Raw genomic sequence first — 20499 nt, forward strand, 5'->3', positions numbered from 1 at the left:
TGCCGATCAGCCCCCGAGCGCGATGCGAACAACCGCGAGCACGCTGGCGATGGCCGCGAGTACGCAGACGAAAATGACCGCGAGCTGCGATGTTGCCGCCAGCCACGGGGTATGGACGTAGTCCTCGATGATCACCTGCAGGCCGAGCTTGGCGTGCCAGAACGAGGCGACCAGGAACGCCACCAGCAGGGTCGCATTCCAGGGCCGGGCGACCGTGGCGCGAACGGTGGCGTAATCGTCGCCGACCAGCGAAAGCACCAGCCAGACGGTATAGATCGAGAGGAACACCAGCGCGATTGCGGTGATGCGCTGGATGATGAAGTGGTGGGTACCGTCCTTGGCCGAGCCAAGGCCACGTGCCCGCTTCAGCGGATGGCGCAGGTGCGGCCCCTGCTTGCCGGGATTCTGGATGCTCATGCGTTACCCCACTGCACCATGGCGACCGCCCAGATGATCGCGGTCAGCACGAGGCTGCCGATGATCGAGATCCAGCTGTTGAGGACGAAGCCGCGGATGTCGAACGCGTGGCCGGCGTCCTGCGCCAGATGCCGGAAACCGTTGAGCAGGTGGTAGGCCAGCGACCAGCTCCACCCGAACAGGATCAGGAATCCCAGCGGCGAGCGGGCGAACTCGCCGAAGTCGGCCCATTGCGCGGGACCGGCCGCGAGGGCCAGCAGCGCCCAGACGACCAGCAGACTGCCGAGGACGAGGACGATGCCCGTGGCGCGATGCAGGATCGACGTCACCATCTGCACCTGCCAGCGGTAGACCTGCAGGTGCGGCGAGAGGGGGCGTGGTCGGGGGCGGGCGCTGACGCGTTGGTCGTTAGCCATGCGATGGCTGTCTCGGCTGGGCGGCGGTGGCCGCGTGGCGGGGGTGGATTGCGGGAATCCGACTGGAAGGTGACGACTAGAAATCGATGCAGCGGCCGTTCTTTTCCCAGTCGCCGTAGCGAGTGGGCTCCGGCCCGTCGCGCCCACCATACTCCCGCGACGTGTCCGTGCCGTGCTCTTGCGGCTCCGCTGAAGGCGGCGCCTCGGCAGCATCCGCGGGAACAGCGTCGGGAGTGGTTTGGCCTATCATCACAGCGTTAAAGCTTAATTCCCGCCCCCATGCATGACAAGCTTCAACCCCAGGCTGGCCCGCTTTTTGCTTTGCCGGATCTGCGCGTAATCACGCTCGACGGGCGCGACGCGGCAGCGTTCGCGCAGGCGCAGTTCATGAACGACGTCGACACCCTGCAGCCCGGCCATTGGCAGTGGAGCGGATGGCTGACGCCGAAGGGACGCGTGCTCGCGCTTTTCGCCCTGGTGAAATTTTCGCCGGAGCGCATCTGGATGCTCTTGCCGGACGCCGATCCGGATGCGTTGGCGGAGTCGCTGCGCCGGTTCGTTTTCCGCAGCAAGGTCGCGGTCGCCGTGCGCGAAGACCTGCACGTGGCGGCCATGTTCGGGCCCGCGGTGGCGACCGGCGCCGCAGTCGTCGAGCACGGGGACGGCATCGAACTCGACCTTGGCTCGCCCGGCATCCCGCGCCGGTTGAACGTAGGCATGGCCCAGCCCCCTCGGGATGTGGCGGCGGCGGCACGCTGGAAACTGCATGACCTCGAGCACGGCCTGCCGCGGCTGCCCGCGGATCAGTTCGACCGCTGGACTCCGCAACAGCTGTCGCTGGAGCGCCTGCGCGGCTTCAGCATCAAGAAGGGATGCTATCCGGGACAGGAGATCGTCGCGCGCACCCACTTTCTCGGCAAGGCGAAGCGAGGCCTCGTGCTGCTGGAGTCGGACGCACCGGTCGTGGCCGGCACCGAAGTGCGGACGGTCGATGGCGTGGCGAGCGGAAGCGTGGTCGCGGTTGCCGGAGCGGAGGGGCGCCACCTCGCCCTTGCGGTGATGCCGCTGGAGCGGGAGGCGGCGGCGCTCACGGCGGACGGGGTGGAAGTACGCGAGCGGCCGCTGCTCGACGGGTTGGCGCGCTGACCGGTTGCGCGAGTGCACACTCTTGTAGGAGCGACGTAAGTCGCGAGCGCGCAGAGCCTCGGGTGCCGACGACGGAACGCCAGAAGATGGCTCCGTGAGAACCGAGCCGGCCTGCCACCGCTGCGTACCGGCTTCCTGCGCGTTCGCGACTTACGTCGCTCCTGCAGCGGCCGGAAGCCGCGCGATCAGCCGGCCAACCGGTCCGCCGCGGCGACGATGTCCTCTTCGCCCGGGATGACCAGGAACGCGGCGCCCGCCAGCGGGGTGTAGGTGTCGACCCCGACCACTCGCTGGAACGGCCGCGCGCCGAAGCCGCCCTCGGCGATCGCGGAGATCACGCCCTCGCCCACGCCGGCGCTGTGGCGGCCTTCGTCGACGATGATGATCCGCTTCGCACTGCGCGCCTGATCGACGATGTATGCGGCGTTGAGCGGCACCAGCCACCGCAGATCGACCACCCTCGCCCTCCAGCCATGCTTCGCCTCGATCTGCCGCGCGGCGCGCAGGCTCATCGGCACGCCGTTGCCGTAGGTGAAGATCACCAGGTCGTCGTTGGCCTCGTCGTAGATGCGGCCCTCGCCCAGCACCATCGCCTCGCCCGGCGCCGGGTACGGGGTCAGCCAGCCGCCGTCGCCGGCTTCGAACAGGTCCTTGGTCATGTACAGCGCGATCGGTTCGAGGAACACGCTGACGCGGCCGTCGACCTTCGACAGCGCGGTCAGGGTACGCAGCATGGTCACCGCGTCGTCGCCGCGCGACGGACAGCCGACCACCAGACCCGGGATGTCGCGCAGGGCGGTGATCGAGTTGTCGTTGTGGAAGTGCCCACCGAAGCCGCGCTGGTAGCCGAGCCCGGCGATGCGCACGACCATCGGGTTGGCGTACTGGTTGTTGCTGAAGAACTGCAGGCTCGCCGCCTCGCCGCGGATCTGGTCGCAGGCGTTGTGGAAGTACGCGAGGTACTGGATCTCGGGAATCGGCAGCATGCCGACGTTGGCGAAGCCCTGCGCCATGCCCAGGATCATCGTCTCGTCGAGCAGCGTGTTGAACACGCGGCGCGGCCCGAACGCCTTCTGCAGGCCCTTGGTGACGGTGTAGACGCCGCCCTTCTGCGCCACGTCCTCGCCGAACAGCAGCGTTTCCGGATACTTGGCGAAGGTGTCGTGCAGCGCGTTGTTGATCTGGATCGCGAGGTGCCGCGGCGGCTGGTTCTCCGGCAGCTTGTCCTCGCTGCCAAACACCTCCAGCCGGCGATTGCTGAAGTCGCTGCGCCCCGCCTCGGCGCGCACGGCATCGGGCGAGTACGGCGCCAACGGCGCGACCACCTCGTCGAGCCGGTCGAGCTTGGGCGTGCGGTCAGCCGCCTCGGCGGCGGCGAAGCAGCGCTTGCGGGTCGCCTCGTACAGGTCCAGCACCTCGTCCTTCGACATCAGGCCGGACTCCAGCGCGATCGCCGCCGAACGCAGTAGCGGGTCGCTCGCCTCGACCGCGCACAGCTCCTCGATGGAGCGCCACTCGATCTCGAAGTCGGTGCCGGCGTGGCCCATGATCCGGGTCGTGCGCAGGTGCAGGAAGGTCGGCCGGCGGGTGCGGCGGCAGTGCTCGACCGCCCGCTGCACGTCGCCGTAGCCGCTCGCCAGGTCGAGGCCGTCGGCGTAGAAGTAATCGAGGTCCGGGCGCTGCGCGAAGTTGCGTGCAATCCAGCCGTTCGGCGTCTTGACCGAGATGCCGATGCCGTTGTCCTCGCAGACGAACAGCACCGGCGCCGGCAGTTTCTGGTAGGCCGTCCAGGCCGCGGCGTTGAACGCAGTCTGGGCGGTGGCGTGGTTGCTGGACGCATCGCCGAACGAGCAGATGGCGATGCTGTCGTCGGGGATCGGCAGCGCGTGGCCAAGGCGGCGACCGGTCTCGATCGCGATCGCGGTGCCGAGCGCCTTGGGCAGGTGGGAAGCGATCGTCGAGGTCTGCGGCAGCACCCACAGTGGCTTGCTGCCCCACACTTTGTGTCGGCCGCCGCTGGCCGGGTCTTCCTTGCTCGCGGCGAACGACAGCGCCGAGTCCATCGCCGGGTCCATCCCCGGCAGCTTGCGGAAGCGCTCGGCCATGAAGCCGCCGCTGCGGTAATGCAGGAACGCCGGATCGGTATGGCGCGTGGCACGCGCGACCATCGCGTTGCCCTCGTGGCCGCTGGAACCGATCGTGTAGAAGACCCTGTTCTGCACGCGCAGCACGCGCGCCATCAGATCCAGGTGGCGGCTGACCAGCTGCGACTCGAACAGCTCGCGGAAGCCCTGCGCATCGAGCGCGCTGCCGTCGAGGATCGCCTCGCCGGGCGCCGGCGCCACGTCCGCCCGGCCATCCCACCCGCGCACGAACTCGCTGAAGTTGACGTCGCAGATCTCGGCGCGGTTGAGGCCACGCATCCGGGCGGGAATGGGGTTGGCAATGTTCGACATGGACGGTAGCTGGGTTGTTGTAGGAGCGGCTTCAGCCGCGATCCGAAACTCGATGGACGACCGGACGTCCGGTCGCGGCTGAAGCCGCTCCTACAGGGAGGCGGCGGCGGTCACAGGCCGGAACGTCGCGCCAGCCACTGCTCGCGGCTCTGCCCCCAGATATCGACCGGGGAGTCCTCGTGCGGCGCAGGCAGCCGGCCCGGGCCGCGGTTGACCGACCCGAGTCGCGCCGCGAGCACCTGCGAGGGGGTATTGGCCGGCGCGATCGAGTGGATCACCTCCGTCCAGCCCAATGCGTCGAACGACCAGTCGATCGCCGCGATCGCGGCCTCGCGGGCGTACCCCTTGCCCCAGGCCGAGCGCCGGAACGACCAGCCCACTTCGGTGCCGGGCCAACCCTCGGGCTGCCATGGACCGGCCTGGCCGATCCACTCACCGCTGGCCTTCTCGATCACCGAGAACATAGCGAAGCCCTGCACCACCCAGGCGCCGGGCATCTGCAGGAACTTCCGCCACGCCGCCGCGCGCGGCAGGAGGCCGCCGATGTGGCGGGCGGCCTCCTCGACACCCAGCAGTTCGGCGAATCCGTCGAAATCCGATCGCTGCTGCGGACGCAGGATCAGCCGTTCGGTTTCGAGCGTGGGGCCGAGCGGGTGTGCAGTCATGTCGCAGCGCTCCGTGTGGGTGGTCGAACCGGATCAGAACGCGTTGATGCCGGTCAGCTCGCGGCCGACCACCAGCTGGTGCACGGTCTCGGTGCCTTCGTAGGTGATGACCGATTCGAGGTTGAGCGCGTGGCGGATCGCCGCGTGTTCGGTGGTGATGCCGGCGCCGCCGAGCAGGTCGCGGCAGTCGCGGGCGATGTCGATCGCCATGCGGCAGTTGTTCCACTTGGCCAGCGAGACCTGGGTCGGCGCCATCCTGCCGGCGTCCTTCAGGCGGCCGAGCTGCAGCGAGAGCAGCTGCGCGCTGGTGATCCGGCGGGCCATGTCGGCCATGCGCAGCTGCGCGGCCTGGTTGGCGGCCAGCGGGCGGTCGAACAGGATCCGCTCCTTGCTGTAGTTCAGCGCCTCGTCCAGGCACGCGATGGCGGCGCCGATCGGGCCCCAGGTGATGCCGTAACGTGCCTGGGTCAGGCAGCCCAGAGGGCCCTTGAGACCCTTTACGTTGGGCAGGCGGTTGGCCTCCGGCACGCGCACGTTGTCGAAGAACAGCGACGAGGTCACCGACGCACGCAGCGACATCTTGTGCTTGATTTCCTGCGCGGCGAAGCCGGCCATGCCCTTCTCGACCACGAAGCCTTGGATGCCGTCGTCGGTCTGTGCCCAGACGATTGCGATATCGGCCAGGTTGCCGTTGGTGATCCACATCTTGGCGCCGTTGAGCACCCAGTCACCGCCGTCCTTCTTCGCGACGGTCTTCATGTTGGCCGGGTCGGAGCCACCGTGCGGCTCGGTCAGGCCGAAGCAGCCGATCACCTTGCCGGCGGCCATGTCGGGCAGCCAGCGCATGCGCTGCTCCTCGGTGCCGTACGCGAAGATCGGGTACATGCACAGCGAGGACTGCACGCTGACGAAGCTGCGGATGCCGCTGTCGCCGCGCTCGAGCTCCTGGCAGATCAGGCCGTAGCTGACCGAGTTGAGGCCGCCACCGCCGTACTGCTCCGGCAGGGTCGAACCGAGCAGGCCGAGCTCTGCGACCTCGGCAACCAGTTCCTTCGGGAACCGGCCCTGGTCGAACGCGTCGCCGATGATCGGCAGCACGCGCTCGTCGGTAAAGCGCGCCACCGTGTCCTGCACCGCCTGCTCCTCTTCGCTGAGCATGGAACGGACGTCGTACAGGTCGTAGGGGTGCAGGGCCATGGCGTGCTCGATGATGGGAAAGCGGCCATTGTAAGGGCGGCTCCTTCCCGAAGGCACGCGGGCGACGGCAACCCCGCAGCCAGCAACGAAAACGGGGCCGGATTTCTCCGGCCCCGCTGCTTTGTCACACTGTCGACCGGCCTTTCTCAGCCGCGGCTGGCACCGCCGTTGGCGGCGGCGGTCTGCAGCACCACTTCGCCATCGATCACCGGCAGGCGTTCGCCGGGTTCCTCGTCCAGGCGCACGGTCTGCTCCTCGCCGCCGTAACGGTAGGTCACGTCGTAACCGACGACCTGGTCCTCGGTGCCGAGCGAAATCCGCTCGCCCGGCTTGCTGCCGGTGCGCATCGTGCCGGTGGTGCCGTCCGGATTGCGGTAGGTCACGTTGTAGCCGACCACCGTGCTCGACTCCGAGGTGTCGGTCACCGTGCGGCAGTTGGTTTCGACGCGCTCGGTGACCTGGCCGCCGACGTGGTTGCGGTCGACCCGGTTGCCCACGTAACCGCCGGCCACGGCGCCCGCGGCGGTGGCGACCTTCTTGCCGTTGCCGCCACCGATCTGGTTGCCGATCAGGCCGCCGATGACCGCGCCGGCCACGGTGCCGCCGACATTGCCGTCCCGCTCGGGGGCACGCTCCTGCACGACCACGTCCTCGCACACCTGGCGCGGAGTGGACGTGGTGCTGGTCTCGCGCACCGGATCGGTGCCGATCACGGTGGCGAACAACTCGCGCTGCTCGGTGACCGGATCGACGTTGACCACCTCGGCATACTCGATGCCCTGGATGCTGCCGTCGGCAGCGTAGTCGCCATCGAGACCGGCCGCGAGCCCGTCACCGGCGGGGTTCAACAGCGCATTTTCCTGGTCGTTGTTCTGGAAGCTCTGGAATGCGGCAACGGCAACGCCGCCTACCAGCAGCGAAGCCAGAGCGACAGCAATCAAACTCTTGTTCATGGGGAGCCTCCTGCGTTGGGTCGATGCCCGTGTCGAGATGGGCGCATTGCACCACCGTCAACCTGAACGGGTTGCCAATTTTTTAACGAATACTGTCAACGGGGTAAACGCCGGCGGCGTGGTAGCGTGACGGTGGTAGCAAACTCTGTTCATCGAACCTCGCCCTCTCCGTTTTCGAGGAGCCCTCATGGCCAACCTGCTGCTCGCGCCGGTGATGCGCTTCCTTGGACGCCTCAGCTACCCGCGGTTGTTCCTGGTGACCGCCGCCCTGTTCGTGTTCGACCTGTTCGTTCCCGACCTGGTGCCGTTCGTCGACGAATTGCTGCTGGGCCTCGGCACGCTGCTGCTGGCGAACTGGAAGAACCGCAAGCAGCCTTCGGCTCCCGATGTCATCGACGGCGATTCGCGCCGACGCTGAGTGCGCGCTCCACCCTGCTCCATCCCGATGCTGGTCGACACCCACTGCCACCTCGATGTCGATGCGTTCGACGCGGATCGAGCCGCAGTGATCGCCCGCGCGCGTGGTGCCGGCGTGCAGCGCCAGGTCGTTCCCGCGATCGCCGCCGCCGGATGGCCGAAGCTCCGACACGTCTGCGCCACGTCCCGCGGCCTCCACCCCGCCTACGGCCTGCACCCGATGTTCCTGGCCGAACATCGCGACAGGCATCTGGACGAGCTGCGCGAGTGGGTTCTGCGCGAACGGCCGGTGGCGATCGGAGAGTGCGGGCTGGACCATTTCGTCGAAGGACTCGATCCCGGCGCCCAGTTGCACTACTTCGAGGCCCAACTGCGGCTCGCACGCGAACTCGACCTGCCGGTGATCGTCCATGCCCGCCGGGCGGTGGACGCCGTGCTCGGCGCGATACGGCGTATCGGCGGGCTGCGGGGGGTCGTCCACAGCTTTTCCGGCAGTGAGCAGCAGGCGACGCAACTGGCCGCGCAGGGATTCCTCCTCGGCCTTGGCGGCCCGGTGACATACACGCGAGCGAACCGGTTGCGCCGCCTGGCGGCGACCGTGCCGCTGGAGTGGTTGCTGCTGGAGACGGACGCGCCCGACCAGCCCGACGCCGCCCATCACGGCCAGCGCAACGAGCCTGCGCGCCTGGCCACCGTGCTTGAATCGATCGCGCGATTGCGCGACACGGCCCCCGGGGAACTCGCCGCGGCGACGACGGCAAACGCGGAGCGTCTGTTCCGGCTCACGCCGATCGAGGCAGCGTAGAAGTCCGTTTGCGTTGCGGACGCTCAGCCCAGCGCTCCGCTCGCTCCATCGCAGAACCAGCGGTTCGCGCGGCCGCCGCTACGACTCGGCCGGCCCACCACGTTGCTTGAGCAACAAGTCCAGCGCCTTGCCGACCATCGCGAACGCGAATGCGCCGGTAATGTGGGTCGCCGCACCGAGCCCGGCTCCGCAATCGAGTTTCAGCGCCGTCTCGCCGTCCACTTTTGGCCGCAGGCCGCAGACGCTGCCGTCCGCCTGCGGGTAGCGCACGTTCTCCAGCGAGTACACCGCCGGTACGCCGAAATAGCGCTGCGGGTTCTTCGGGAAGTTGAACTCGCCGCGCAGCTTCTTGCGGATCAACGCCAACATCGCATCGTGTTCGGTCCGTGAGAGGTCGCGTATGCGCACGAGGGTCGGATCGATCCGGCCGCCGGCCGAGCCGCAGACGATCAGCGGCAGTTTGCGGCGGCGACACCAGGCGATCAGCTCCACCTTGCTGCGGAAGCTGTCGCAGGCGTCGAGCACGAGATCGAACCCGCCGGCGAGGAGTGATTCGATATTGGATGCGACCAGGAAGCTCGGCACCGCCACCACGTCGACGAGCGGATTGATCGCGCGGCAACGCTCCGCCATCGCCTCGACCTTGGCCCGGCCGAACTGCCCGGCGTGGGCCGGCAGTTGCCGGTTGCTGTTGGACACGCAGATGTCGTCGGCGTCGATCAGGGTCAGATGGCCGACGCCGCTGCGGACCAGCGCCTCGACCACCCACGACCCCACTCCCCCCATCCCGACCACCGCCACCCGGCTGCCGGCAAACCGCGACAGCGCGCCGTGGCCATACAGTCTGTCGATGCCGGAAAAACGCTCCTGCAGGGCGGGGTCAACGGGCGGATTGCTCATGCCGCACATTGTAGTCGGGCGGGTCATTGCGGGCGTCGCAGCCACGCCGCGGGTGCGTGATATGTTGCGCCGAATCTCGACGGAGCCCTGCCATGAGCGATCCCAACACCCACCCCCACGGCGCCGCACACGGCAACGGTGCGCGCTACATCGCGCTGCTCCTGCTGGGCCTGGTCATCGGCGCGATCTGCACGGTGATGGCGATGCGGGCCATCGAGGCGCGCAAGGATCACTTCCACGGCAGCATCATGCACGTACAGCAATGGCACTTCGGCCAGCTGCGAACCGCCATCGAGCAGAACCGTTGCAGCGCGAACGACAGCCTGCCGCACCTGCAGACCCTGCGCGTCATGGCGAACGACCTGGAGCCGGCGTTCCCCGACCTGCGCGACGACGAGCGCTTCGTGAAGTCCTCCAGCCAGCTGCGAGGCGCGCTGGATACGGCGCTGGCCAACCCGCCGGCGGATTGCGCCGCGCTGGGCGAAGCCACCGCCGCCATCGGAGAAGCCTGCAAGGCATGCCACCAGGATTTCCGCGGCTGATTCCGGCGGCAGTGCGTCAGGGCGTCGCCTGAACCGTTCGCGGCGGGGTTGATCGCTCGTTCACGGCAGCGCGACTAGCGTCCGATGGCAGCGTGATCTGGCGTGGCCAACACGCCATCCGCCCCTCGACGCAGGAGACCCGCATGAACATGATGAATCTTCGTCTGCTGGGCGTGGCCGCGGCCGCCAGCCTCGCACTCGCCGGCTGCGCCACCTCGGGCTACGGCTCCAGCGGCTACGGCACCAGCTCTCCCGGCTACGGCAGCAGCACCAGCTGCTATGACTGCGGCACCGTGACCCGCATCGAGCAGGTGGGCGGCAGTGCCGCACCCAGCGCCACCGGCGCGGTTCTCGGTGGCCTGGTGGGCGCCGCCGCCGGCCGCGAACTCGCCGACGACGAAAGCAAGGGCCGCCGGAACACCGCCACCGTCGCGGGCGCCGTCGCCGGCGCCGTCGCGGGCAACGCCATCCAGAAGCGGGTGAGCGATGCGCGCTTCAACGTCCATGTCCGCATGGACGACGGCCGCACCACCGTGGTGACCCAGGACGATCTCGGCGGCATCCGCGAGGGCTCCTACGTGCGCGTGTACAACGGACGCGCCTGGGCTCGTTGATTCCGGCGTTCCCTCCCGACTGCCACCCACGAAAAAGCCCGGCCGAAGCCGGGCTTTTTCAATCGCGCGGCCCGCAGGCCGGCGACGGTTTACATCGGCTCCACCGCGTCCGCCTGCAGGCCCTTCTGGCCCTGAACGACGGTGAAGGAAACCTGCTGGCCTTCCTTCAGGCTCTTGAAGCCCTGGGTCTGGATCGCGCGGAAGTGCACGAACACGTCCTCGCCATTCTCGCGGCTGATGAAGCCGAAGCCCTTGGCGTCGTTGAACCACTTGACGGTACCGGTTTCACGGTTCGACATTTACTTGCTCCCTGGAACATTTGGTTGGTAAACGACGCCAGGCGCCGTGCTGGTTGCAAGGAGGAAGCGAGGTGCAACGATGTAGCGATCGTTGGATCATCCGCATCGGGCCACGGTTAAACATTCACGCTCACGGTGACCCTGGCAAACAGCGGCAAAAAAACTACCCCGCGTCCCATGAAATTGCAATCGCGCCCGCGGCGCGATGGAGAGCCCCTCTTGGATATGCAAACGGTTTATTACCTGCTCGCCGGCCTCCTGGTCCTGGTCGGCGTGGCCGGCACGGTACTGCCCGCCCTGCCGGGGCTGCCGCTGGTGTTCGCCGGCATGCTGCTGGCGGCCTGGGCCGGTGGGTTCGAACAGGTCGGCGCCGGCGTCCTGGCCTTGCTGGGGATATTGACGGTGCTGTCGCTGGGGGTGGATTTCCTCGCCACCGCGATGGGGGCCAAACGGGTCGGCGCGAGCCGGCTTGCGGTGGCCGGGGCGGTGCTCGGCACCTTCGCCGGGCTGCTCTTCGGTCCTATCGGCCTCATCGCCGGGCCGTTCGTCGGGGCCTTGGCCGGCGAACTGATCCATGGACGGGAAGTACGGCAGGCGACCCGGGTCGGCTTCGGCACGTGGTTGGGCATCCTGCTGGGCACCGTACTGAAGATCGGCCTGGCGTTCGCCATGCTGGGGCTGTTCGCGTTCGCCTGGTTCTTCTGAATCGACGGGAGCGCGAGGCGTTCACGCGGCGCTCGTCCGCCGGCACGCACAGTCTGCATTCTGAACGGGGGACCCGATGCCACGCTGGAGCCGCAAACGCATGACCTGGATCATCGTGTTGACCGTCGCACTGACCGCGCTCGCGGTGGTGCTGGCCCTGAACTTCGCGACGCCGGAAAAGGAACTCGAACGCAAGATCGAGCACCACTATTCCATCTCCGACCCGCAGTTCCTGCGGGAAATGTCGGTGATGATGGGCCCGTCCGTGATGCCGGGAAACCGCATAACGGCCCTCAACAACGGCACGGAGATATTCCCCGCCATGCTGGAGGCCATTCGCGGCGCGCAGGTCTCCATTACCTTTGAAACCTACATCTACTGGTCGGGCGAGATCGGCGAGGAGTTCACCGACGCGCTGGCCGAGCGCGCCCGCGCGGGCATTCCGGTCCACGTGACGATCGACTGGGTCGGCAGCATCAAGATGGACCAGGAGCTGCTCGACCGGATGGAGGATGCCGGTGTCGAGGTGGAGCGGTATCGTCCGCTGCACTGGTACAACCTCGCCCGCATGAACAACCGCACCCACCGCAAGCTGCTGGTGGTGGATGGGCGCATCGGTTTCACCGGCGGCGTCGGCATCGCGGATATCTGGACCGGCGACGCCAAGGACCCGGACCACTGGCGCGACATGCACTTCCGGATCGAGGGCCCGGTGGTCGCGCAGATCCAGGCCGCCTTCAACGACAACTGGATCAAGACCACCGGCGAGGTGCTCAACGGGCCGAAGTACTTCCCGCCGCTGCAGCCCGCCGGCGACGCCAACGCCCACCTGTTCATCGCTTCGCCCGCGGGCGGCAGCGAGAGCATGCACCTGATGTACCTGATGGCGATTGCCGCCGCCGAGCAGTCGATCGACCTGGCCGCGTCGTACTTCGTGCCGGACGAGCTGATCATGAAGGCGCTGCTCGACGCCTGCGAACGCGGGGTGAAGATCAGGATCCTGCTGCCCGGCCCGCACATCGACTCGGACGCGGTGCGGGTGGCATCGAAGGCGAGCTGGGGACCGCTGCTGCGCGCCGGCGTCGAGATCCGTGAGTACCAGCCGACGATGCTGCACACCAAGCTGCTGATCATCGACCAGGAGCTGGTGTCGGTCGGTTCGACCAACTTCGACATCCGTTCGTTCCGGCTCAATGACGAGGCGAGCCTTAACGTCTACGACCACGAGTTCGCGGCGCGTATGACCGAAGTATTCGAACGCGACCTCGAGCCGACGAAGCGCTACACGCTGGAGATGTGGCGGAACCGTCCCTGGACCCGGAAATTGGCCGAACGCGTGCTCCTGCCGATCAAGTCCCAGCTGTAAGGCGCCCGCCCGCCGGCGATAAGCTGGCCGGGTCCACGCCGCCCCGTACCCCGGCGGCGCCCCCACCGCGAGTCCCGCATGCCCCAGCAAACCGCCCCGCCCTTCCGCCTGACCCGCCGCAGCGCCGTGCTGGCGATGGCCCTGTCCGCGGCGATGTCCCTGCACGCCCAGGAGATCCCCGCGCCGCCGGACCCGGGCGCCTGCGCCAGCGTGGAGATCGACGCCGAGCGACTGGCCTGCTACGACGCCGCCTTCCGTCGCGGATCGCCCGATCCGGCCAGCGCCGATGCCGCCGCGGTCGAGGCGAAGCAGACCAAGGAAACCATTGCCGAGGTCGAGCGCCACGTCGACCAGCTGGAGCGCGAGACCCTGCCGGCCGGCGAACGGGCGCGGCGCGTGGTCAGCGACCTGTTCAGCGCCGAACCCGAGCTCGCCTCGCTGGAGGCACGCATCGCCAACGTCGGCAAGGGCAGTCTGCTCGACAGCCGCTGGGAGCTTGCGCGCGATTCCAAGCTGGGCATTTTCAATTTCCGCGCCTACAAGCCGGTCTATCTGCTGCCGGTGTTCTGGGGCAGCGATCCGAACGACCTGCCGACCTCCTCCAACCCGGGCATCGCGCCGCTGGAGCAGTCGCTGAAGGACACCGAGGCCAAGTTCCAGCTCAGCTTCAAGACCAAGGCCGTCGAGAACCTGTTCGGCGACAACGGCGACATCTGGATGGGCTACACGCAAAGCTCCAGGTGGCAGGTCTACAACGGCGGCGAGGCCTCGCGCCCGTTCCGCGAGTCCAACTACGAGCCCGAGGTGATGCTGGCGTTCCGCACCGGCTACGGCCTGGGCGAGTGGCGCGGCAGGATGCTCGCCGTCGGCGTCAACCACCAGTCCAACGGCCGTGCCGACCCGCTCTCGCGCAGCTGGAACCGGGTGATCGTCAATGTCGGCCTCGACCGGGAGAACTGGGCGCTGATGCTGCGGCCGTGGTGGCGGATCTCCGATGGCGACGAGGACGAGAACCCCGGCATCGAGAACTACATCGGTCGCGGCGACGCCACCCTGGTCTATGTGCGCGGCGGGCACGAGTTCGCGCTGATGGCGCGGCATTCGCTGCGCGGTGGCGAGGATTCCCGCGGCGCGGTGCAGTTCGACTGGGGCTTCCCGCTCACCCGCACGTTGCGCGGCCACCTGCAGGTGTTCGATGGCTACGGCGAGAGCCTGATCGACTACGACCACCGCTCCACCCACATCGGCCTGGGCGTCTCGCTGCTGGAGTGGTTCTGACCGGTCGCGCCGCGGACGACGGGGAGCCGGCCGGGTTACGCTCCGTACCGGACGGCACACGGAGGCGCAGGCGATGCAGGCACGACGCATTCTTTCGCTGGACGGCGGCGGCATCCGCGGCCTGGTCAGCTGCATCTGGCTGTCGGGCGTCGAGGACATGCTGGCGGCGCAGGGCAAGCCCGGCCTGCTGAAGCATTTCGACCTGCTGGCGGGCAGTTCCACCGGCGCGATCGTCGCCTGCGGCCTGGGCATCGGGCTCGCACCGCAAGCCATGGCCGAGCTGTACAAGGTGCGCCGCCACGAAATATTCCCCGGCATGGCCGGCCGCCTGTGGTCGCGTGCGGGCCGGTTGTTCAGCGCCGGCGCGTCGGCGCCCAAGTACGACGCCAAGGGACTGGAGAACGTGCTCAGGGAGGTGTTCGGTACCACTACCTTCGGGCAGCTCAGAGTGCCGACGCTGGTCACCGGCTACGACACCATTTCGCGCAAGCCGGTGGTGTTCAAGAGCTTCCATCCCGACCACCGAGACCTGCCGGTCTGGGAGGTCTGCCGGGCCTCGACCGCCGCGCCGACCTACTTCCCCGCCCACCCGATGACGATCGCCGGCAGGAATTGCGCACTGATCGACGGCGGCGTGGTCGCCAACAACCCGACCGCCTGCGCCATCGCCGAAGCGCTGCGCCACGACCGCCGCGTCGACAACAGCCGCGAGCTGGTGGTGCTGTCGGTCGGCACCGGCGAACGCACCCGCCCGATCAGCCTGGCCGCCGCCCGTGAATGGGGCGCGCTGGAGTGGGCCGTGCCGATCATCGACGTGTTGTTCGACGGCAACACCGACTCGGTGGACTACATCGCCCGGCAGCTGGTGGGCGACGCGTACTTCCGCATGCAGGCCGAACTGCTGGTCGGGCTCGACGACCTCGACGACACCAGCGCGACCAACATCGCCGCACTGGAGAAGCTCGCCGGCGACTACCTCGCGCGCCCCGACACCCGCGAGCGGCTGAAGTCGCTGGTCGCGCTGTTCTGACCCGCATCGCGGCCGAGCGCCTGTTCAGCCGGCCGCTGGAGCACCTTCACGATCGCCAACGGATTGCTCGACTAGCGTGGCCGGGCCACCCGCGGGTGGACACATCCCCGGTGAACCCTGGAGTCCCCATGAGCACCAAGACGATCGCTACCCTCACCGCCCTGGCGCTGGCCACCGCCAGCCTGGCGGCCTGCAACAACCAGAACGACGCGATGACCGACGCCGCCACCCCGGCGGGCGCGACCACCGACGCGACCACCGACCCGGCGATGTCCGACGGCAATCCGAACGACATGGACGGCGTCGACGGCATGAACGACCCCGGCATGGCCGGCGGCATGGACATGCCCGGCGACGCCAGCGCCGGCGCCGGCGAAGCGCTCGCGCTCGTGATGGCGGTCGACCAGCACGAGATCGACGCGGCCGAGCAGGCCCGCGGCAAGGACCTGCCGGACGACGTGGCCGAGTACGCCGACATGCTCCATACCGAGCACAGCCGTAACCTCGAGGCCGACCAGCAGCTTGCGCAGGACAGCGGCATCAGCCCGGCGACCACCGACAAGGTCACCGCCCACAAGGAGAAGGGCCAGGCCGAACTCGACCGCCTCGCCGAGCTGGACGGCGAAGCCTATGCGGACGCCTACGTCGACGCGATGGTGAAGGGCCACACCGAAGCGCTGGCGATGATCGACGATCAGCTGCTCCCCGCCGCCACCGACCCGGCGCTGCAGGCCCACCTGACCAGCACCCGCGACGCGGTTGCCAAGCACCTCGAACGGGGTCAGGCGCTGCAGGGCGAGTAAACCGCAGGTGGCAAGACCGTGGCCTCGCCCGTGAGCGGGCGAGGCTGCCGGGACCGCCTCAATATGCGGCCAATGCGACCCGGCCCGTGCCGTCCTCCCGTAGGAGCGACGTGAGTCGCGACCCACTGATCCCGCCCGAACGCGACGATCCACGCGGCGCCGCGCTTGCACGACCGGACACTCGCGTCAACCGCGGCGCAAGCCGGGGGTCAGTGGGTCGCGACTCACGTCGCTCCTACAAAGCACGAAGCCCGACAGTGCGGGGCGTCGTGGAAATCCCTCGTCGGAGGGCGTCAGGCAAACCGCGCCTCAGGCCACCACCACCGGGATCTTCCCGATCCGCGCCTGCCACTCCCGCGGGCCGCTCTCGTGCACCGAATCACCGTGGCTGTCGACCGCGACCGTCACCGGCATGTCCTGCACGGTGAACTCGTAGATCGCCTCCATCCCGAGGTCCTCGAACGCCACCACGCGCGACGCCTTGATCGCCTTCGACACCAGGTACGCCGCGCCGCCCACCGCCATCAGGTAGGCCGACTGGTGCTCGCGGATCGCCTCGCGCGCCACCGGCCCACGCTCGGCCTTGCCGACCATGCCCAGCAGACCGGTCTGTTCCAGCACCTGCCCGGTGAACTTGTCCATGCGCGTGGCCGTGGTCGGGCCGGCCGGGCCGACCACCTCGTCGCGCACCGGGTCGACCGGGCCGACGTAGTAGATGAAGCGCCCGCGCAGATCGACTGGAAGCGGCTCGCCCCTGTCGAGCATCCCGACGATGCGCTTGTGCGCGGCGTCGCGGCCGGTCAGCAGCCTGCCGTTGAGCAGCAGCGTCTCGCCCGGCTTCCAGCTGGCGACGTCCTCGCGGGTCACGGTGTCGAGGTCGACCCGGCGGCCCTTGCTGGCGTCGTAGGTCAGCTGCGGCCAGTCGGCCAGCGACGGCGGGTCCAGCATCACCGGGCCGCTGCCGTCGAGGGTGAAGTGCGCATGGCGCGTCGCCGCACAGTTCGGGATCAGCGCCACCGGCAGGTTGGCGGCGTGGGTCGGGTAATCCTTGACCTTGATGTCGAGCACCGTGGTCAGCCCGCCCAGGCCCTGCGCGCCGATGCCGAGCGCATTGACCTTGTCGTACAGCTCCAGCCGCAGCTCCTCGGCACGGTTGCTCGCGCCGCGCGCCTGCAGCTCGGTGATGTCGATCGGCTCCATCAGCGATTCCTTGGCCAGCAGCATCGCCTTCTCGGCGGTACCGCCGATGCCGATGCCGAGCATGCCCGGCGGGCACCAGCCGGCGCCCATGGTCGGCACGGTCTTCAGCACCCAGTCGACGATCGAGTCGGAGGGGTTGAGCATCGCGAACTTCGACTTCGCCTCCGAGCCGCCGCCCTTGGCCGCGACGATCACGTCGACCGTGTTGCCCGGCACCACCTTGACGTTGACCACGCCCGGCGTGTTGTCCTTCGTGTTGACGCGCTTGCCGGCCGGGTCGGCCAGCACGCTGGCGCGCAGCTTGTTGTCCGGGTGCGCGTAGGCGCGGCGCACGCCCTCGTGGACCATGTCCTCCACGCCCATCGTGGCGTCGTCCCAGCGCACGTCCATGCCGATCTCGAGGAACACGGTGACGATGCCGGTGTCCTGGCAGATCGGCCGGTGGCCCTCCGCGCACATCCGCGAGTTGATCAGGATCTGCGCGATCGCGTCCTTCGCCGCCGGCGACTCCTCGCGCTCGTAGGCGGCGGCGAGGCTCTTGATGTAGTCGACCGGGTGGTAGTAGCTGATGTACTGCAGCGCGTCGGCGACGGACTGGATCAGGTCCTCCTGGCGAATCGCGACGGAGGAGCGGAGGGCGGCGGGGTTGGCAGGCAGGTTCACGGCGGGCACTGGGCTGGCGGAAAACCCGCCCATTCTACCGGCGCCCCCGATCCGGGGCATTGCACCCCGGGAACACTGTGTCGGGCCGGCGGGGGCGGCCGGCACGGCACGGCGGTCAGGCCCGCCCAGCCGTACCACCTGAGCAACGGCTCAGGAGCAGCCGCCGCAGCACTCGCTGCCCTCGCCGCTGTGCGGCGGCGCCTCGGAGGCCGGGTAACCGGCGGCGCTCAGTGCGGCAATCGCCTGCGCCGGCGTCAGCAGGCCCTCGACACGGACGCGCTTCTCGTCGGTCTTCACCGCCACCTGTGCGGTCGGGTCGGCGGCACGGATGGCCTTCTCGATCCTGTCGCTGCACTTCTCGCAGCTGATGTCTTCCACTTCGAACAGCATGGGGGCGTCTCCTGTTGATCCGGCCGGTGCCGGCACAGGAAACAGCTTCAACCCGGCGGTGTCGGCGTGCCTTGACCGAGATCAGTCCAAAGCCCATCGGCGAACGAAAGACTCGCGGTGCGGTGTCCCCGCGGCACGATGGTTGCCAGACCCCGCCTCACCCCTGCCCGTCCGGCTCCTCTTTCCCCGACGGCGGCGCCGCCTGCTTGTGCTGTTCGACCAGCGAGGCGGCATCGCCGGCACGGGCGCCGACGATCATCTCGGTCAGCCATTTCACCAGCACGGCGTTGTAGTCGCTCTGCATGGGTTTGGTGCTCAGTTCGTGGTCGGCGCCGGTCAGCTTGCGCGAGGTCAGCGAGCGCGGATGGCGGAAGGCGGCCACGAAGTTCTTGATCACCTGCGGCGGGATCACCTCGTCCTTCTCGGCCTCGACGATCAGTGCGTCGCCGGTGAACTCCGCCGCGGCGCGCAGCGCGCGGTTGTCGCGCCACTTGACGCGGCTGCGGCGGTAGGCCTTGAGGTCGATCTCCTCGTGCAGTTGCCGCTTGGGCAGCTCCCAGCCCTCGTCCTGGTACAGCGCCGGCGAGCGCAGCACCAGCCAGCGCACCTTGCGCACCGCGGTCAGGATGGACGCGAGATAGCCGCCGTAGCTGATGCCCACCACGGCGATGGAGTCGGCATCCACGTTCGGCTCGGCCGCGAGCCAGTCGTAGGCGGCGCACAGGTCGGCGAGGTTCTGCTCGCGGTTCACGGTTTTCCGCTGGTCCTCGTTGCGTTCGTGGCCGCGCAGGTCGAAGGTCAAGCAGACCGCGCCGAGGCCGGCGATCTCCCGCGCACGGCTCAGGTCGTGCGCCTGCTTGCCGCCCCAGCCGTGGACGAACAGCACGCCGGGAAACTGGGTGGTCGGCGACAGTACGGTGCCTTCGAGCTTCTGTTGCTCGACCGGGATTTCGACGGGGTCCAGGCGGATGCTCATGCGGTATGGCGGCCCTCGTGGTGGCGGTTCGCGGCCGGGTCGCGCTCGACCAGGCTGTACTTGCACAGCATGCCGGCCTCGGCGTCGTCGCCGTGGTAATGGACGGTGGCACCCACCGGTGGCGGTTCGGCGGAGTACATCTCGTGGCAGGACACGTGCACGTGCTCCAGCGCCGGGTCGTCGCGGAGGGCGAGCAAGGCGGCGAGTTCCGCCGGACTGGCACCGCCGATCCGCCAGGACTGCTCCAGCACGCCGCACTGCTCCTGGCCGTTGCCGTCGCGGCCGGCGGCCACGTCGTAGTTGCGGCGTGAGGCGAAGAAATCCGGGTAGGCGCGGCCCACCGCGGCGTCATAGCGCAGGGCGTACTCCACCGCGGTCCGTGGCCCGCGCGCGAGCGGCAGCCGCAGCAGGTCATCGAACCCGCCGCGCACGACGTGCAGCCGCGAACCGCCGTAGACCTGCTGGCCGCGGTGGTCGTCGGTCATCCACTGGGTGCCGTAGTAGGCCAGTTGCCAGTCGCCCAGGCGCAGCTGGCCGACGCTGTAGGTGACGGGCTCGGCCAGGTTGAGTTCGAGCACCACCCCGTGCCGGTGCACGTCGTCAATGTCCAGGGCGGCGATGGCGGCCTGCAGCTGGCGGCTGTCGGACACGGTGCTCTGGCCGCTGCCGCCGACGCCATTGGCCAGCTTCAGGCGCACGTCGCCGCAGCGGAGCAGGCGTTCCCCGGCGTCCCGTGCGTCGGACGGGGAGAACGTGGAGTAGCCGGGCAGCACCGCGTCGCCCATGTCGCGCCAGAGATCGTGTGACCAGCCCTCGGGCACGCGTGCCTCCGGGTGGAGCGCGGGGTGGCTGATGGTCTTGGTGGTCAGGAACGCGTGCGGGACGACGCCCCCGAACAGGTCCCGCTCGTCGCGGATGCCCAGGGGCCGGGCATCGCCGGCCAGCAGGGTGTCGGTGGGCACGAAGTACGCCCCGCCGGGTGGACGCGGCGTCCCCGGGCGGTATTCACCACCGAACGCATGCCCCAGCAGCGCGGCCAGGCGCCGCGCCAGGTCGGTCCGGGTGAGCGTGGTGTGGTCGCCCGCCCCTTCCCGCCCGGCGGCCGGCAGCAGGTACAGGGTGGCGAGGTCGGACGGAACGGTGGAATCGAAGTCGGTGCGGGGCTGTGCGTTCATCGGACGATCCGCTGGAGTTCCGCTGCGCACGGGGCGCGTATGGCGGCGGACCGGCACAACGGGTCCGCCGCCTGCTTGTTCCGTCA

23 protein-coding genes are annotated in these 20499 nt (G+C 68.8%); 10 read left to right on the plus strand and 13 right to left on the minus strand.

The genetic code is table 11. The features are described from left to right. Positions 1–6: 6 nt before the first annotated feature. From sdhD to U8331_RS08510, 3 genes are all read right to left on the minus strand, one after another. Positions 7–417 carry a succinate dehydrogenase, hydrophobic membrane anchor protein gene (gene sdhD / locus U8331_RS08500; protein WP_481130615.1) on the minus strand — a complete coding sequence of 137 codons (411 nt, stop codon included), beginning with the start codon at positions 415–417 and terminating at the stop codon, positions 7–9. Continuing rightward, positions 414–833 (minus strand): succinate dehydrogenase, cytochrome b556 subunit, encoded by a 420-nt coding sequence (gene sdhC, locus U8331_RS08505; RefSeq protein ID WP_481130616.1) that lies wholly within the window; start codon positions 831–833, stop codon positions 414–416. Before sdhC ends, sdhD begins: the two co-directional genes overlap by 4 nt. A gap of 76 nt (positions 834–909) precedes the next feature. Continuing rightward, positions 910–1083 (minus strand): DUF1674 domain-containing protein, encoded by a 174-nt coding sequence (locus U8331_RS08510; RefSeq protein WP_481130617.1) that lies wholly within the window; start codon positions 1081–1083, stop codon positions 910–912. Positions 1084–1112: 29 nt separating this feature from the next. Here U8331_RS08510 and ygfZ point away from each other — a divergent pair, with 29 nt between their 5' ends. Next, positions 1113–1979 carry a CAF17-like 4Fe-4S cluster assembly/insertion protein YgfZ gene (gene ygfZ / locus U8331_RS08515; RefSeq protein ID WP_481130618.1) on the plus strand — a complete coding sequence of 289 codons (867 nt, stop codon included), beginning with the start codon at positions 1113–1115 and terminating at the stop codon, positions 1977–1979. 185 nt (positions 1980–2164) lie between these two features. On the opposite strand, the gene U8331_RS08520 is transcribed toward ygfZ, so the two are convergent. The 4 genes from U8331_RS08520 to U8331_RS08535 all read right to left on the minus strand — a co-directional run bounded on the left by U8331_RS08520 (position 2165) and on the right by U8331_RS08535 (position 7250). Next, on the minus strand, positions 2165–4435 hold the full coding sequence (locus tag U8331_RS08520) for a thiamine pyrophosphate-dependent enzyme (RefSeq protein WP_481130619.1): 2271 nt from the start codon (positions 4433–4435) through the stop codon (positions 2165–2167). A gap of 110 nt (positions 4436–4545) precedes the next feature. Further along, entirely contained in the window at positions 4546–5100 is a 555-nt protein-coding gene (locus tag U8331_RS08525) for a GNAT family N-acetyltransferase (protein WP_481130620.1), read from the minus strand. 33 nt (positions 5101–5133) lie between these two features. After that, on the minus strand, positions 5134–6297 hold the full coding sequence (locus U8331_RS08530) for an acyl-CoA dehydrogenase family protein (RefSeq protein ID WP_481130621.1): 1164 nt from the start codon (positions 6295–6297) through the stop codon (positions 5134–5136). A 146-nt stretch (positions 6298–6443) separates the two neighbouring features. Then, positions 6444–7250 carry a glycine zipper 2TM domain-containing protein gene (locus U8331_RS08535; RefSeq protein WP_481130622.1) on the minus strand — a complete coding sequence of 269 codons (807 nt, stop codon included), beginning with the start codon at positions 7248–7250 and terminating at the stop codon, positions 6444–6446. Positions 7251–7437: 187 nt separating this feature from the next. On the opposite strand from U8331_RS08535, the gene U8331_RS08540 reads away from it, so the two are divergent. After that, entirely contained in the window at positions 7438–7668 is a 231-nt protein-coding gene (locus U8331_RS08540) for a DUF6116 family protein (RefSeq protein WP_481130623.1), read from the plus strand. A gap of 27 nt (positions 7669–7695) precedes the next feature. Further along, a complete protein-coding gene (locus U8331_RS08545) occupies positions 7696–8472 on the plus strand; it encodes a TatD family hydrolase (RefSeq protein ID WP_481130624.1) in 777 nt (258 codons plus the stop codon). 78 nt (positions 8473–8550) lie between these two features. Here the strand turns inward: U8331_RS08545 and U8331_RS08550 are convergent, their stop codons facing one another. Continuing rightward, the gene (locus U8331_RS08550; RefSeq protein ID WP_481130625.1) at positions 8551–9372 is read right to left on the minus strand and encodes a tRNA threonylcarbamoyladenosine dehydratase; all 822 of its coding nucleotides are present in this window, start codon (positions 9370–9372) and stop codon (positions 8551–8553) included. A gap of 92 nt (positions 9373–9464) precedes the next feature. Here U8331_RS08550 and U8331_RS08555 point away from each other — a divergent pair, with 92 nt between their 5' ends. Next, complete coding sequence (locus U8331_RS08555; RefSeq protein WP_481130626.1) at positions 9465–9914, plus strand: cytochrome c; 450 nt, start codon at positions 9465–9467, stop codon at positions 9912–9914. A gap of 152 nt (positions 9915–10066) precedes the next feature. Further along, on the plus strand, positions 10067–10528 hold the full coding sequence (locus U8331_RS08560; RefSeq protein ID WP_481132934.1) for a glycine zipper 2TM domain-containing protein: 462 nt from the start codon (positions 10067–10069) through the stop codon (positions 10526–10528). An 89-nt stretch (positions 10529–10617) separates the two neighbouring features. Here the strand turns inward: U8331_RS08560 and U8331_RS08565 are convergent, their stop codons facing one another. Continuing rightward, positions 10618–10827, minus strand: a complete 210-nt coding sequence (locus U8331_RS08565; protein WP_481130627.1) for a cold-shock protein — start codon at positions 10825–10827, stop codon at positions 10618–10620. A 219-nt stretch (positions 10828–11046) separates the two neighbouring features. Between U8331_RS08565 and U8331_RS08570 the strand changes: the two genes are divergently transcribed. From U8331_RS08570 to U8331_RS08590, 5 genes are all read left to right on the plus strand, one after another. Beyond that, the gene (locus U8331_RS08570; protein ID WP_481130628.1) at positions 11047–11532 is read left to right on the plus strand and encodes a DUF456 domain-containing protein; all 486 of its coding nucleotides are present in this window, start codon (positions 11047–11049) and stop codon (positions 11530–11532) included. Positions 11533–11632: 100 nt separating this feature from the next. Then, positions 11633–12898 carry a phospholipase D-like domain-containing protein gene (locus U8331_RS08575; RefSeq protein ID WP_481130629.1) on the plus strand — a complete coding sequence of 422 codons (1266 nt, stop codon included), beginning with the start codon at positions 11633–11635 and terminating at the stop codon, positions 12896–12898. Positions 12899–12976: 78 nt separating this feature from the next. Beyond that, entirely contained in the window at positions 12977–14176 is a 1200-nt protein-coding gene (locus tag U8331_RS08580; protein WP_481130630.1) for a phospholipase A, read from the plus strand. A gap of 73 nt (positions 14177–14249) precedes the next feature. Then, the gene (locus U8331_RS08585) at positions 14250–15206 is read left to right on the plus strand and encodes a patatin-like phospholipase family protein (RefSeq protein WP_481130631.1); all 957 of its coding nucleotides are present in this window, start codon (positions 14250–14252) and stop codon (positions 15204–15206) included. A gap of 128 nt (positions 15207–15334) precedes the next feature. Beyond that, positions 15335–16009 carry a DUF4142 domain-containing protein gene (locus U8331_RS08590; RefSeq protein ID WP_481130632.1) on the plus strand — a complete coding sequence of 225 codons (675 nt, stop codon included), beginning with the start codon at positions 15335–15337 and terminating at the stop codon, positions 16007–16009. Between the two features lie 309 nt (positions 16010–16318). Here U8331_RS08590 and U8331_RS08595 read toward each other — a convergent pair whose 3' ends face one another. The 4 genes from U8331_RS08595 to U8331_RS08610 all read right to left on the minus strand — a co-directional run bounded on the left by U8331_RS08595 (position 16319) and on the right by U8331_RS08610 (position 20413). Continuing rightward, positions 16319–17866 (minus strand): fumarate hydratase, encoded by a 1548-nt coding sequence (locus U8331_RS08595; protein WP_481132935.1) that lies wholly within the window; start codon positions 17864–17866, stop codon positions 16319–16321. Between the two features lie 156 nt (positions 17867–18022). Then, the gene (locus U8331_RS08600; protein ID WP_481130633.1) at positions 18023–18262 is read right to left on the minus strand and encodes a heavy-metal-associated domain-containing protein; all 240 of its coding nucleotides are present in this window, start codon (positions 18260–18262) and stop codon (positions 18023–18025) included. 157 nt (positions 18263–18419) lie between these two features. Beyond that, positions 18420–19238 (minus strand): alpha/beta hydrolase family protein, encoded by an 819-nt coding sequence (locus tag U8331_RS08605; protein ID WP_481130634.1) that lies wholly within the window; start codon positions 19236–19238, stop codon positions 18420–18422. After that, positions 19235–20413 (minus strand): DUF3182 family protein, encoded by a 1179-nt coding sequence (locus tag U8331_RS08610; protein WP_481130635.1) that lies wholly within the window; start codon positions 20411–20413, stop codon positions 19235–19237. Before U8331_RS08610 ends, U8331_RS08605 begins: the two co-directional genes overlap by 4 nt. Positions 20414–20499 lie beyond the last annotated feature (86 nt).

It is taken from the genome of Lysobacter sp. CC-YZS074, assembly GCF_056739745.1.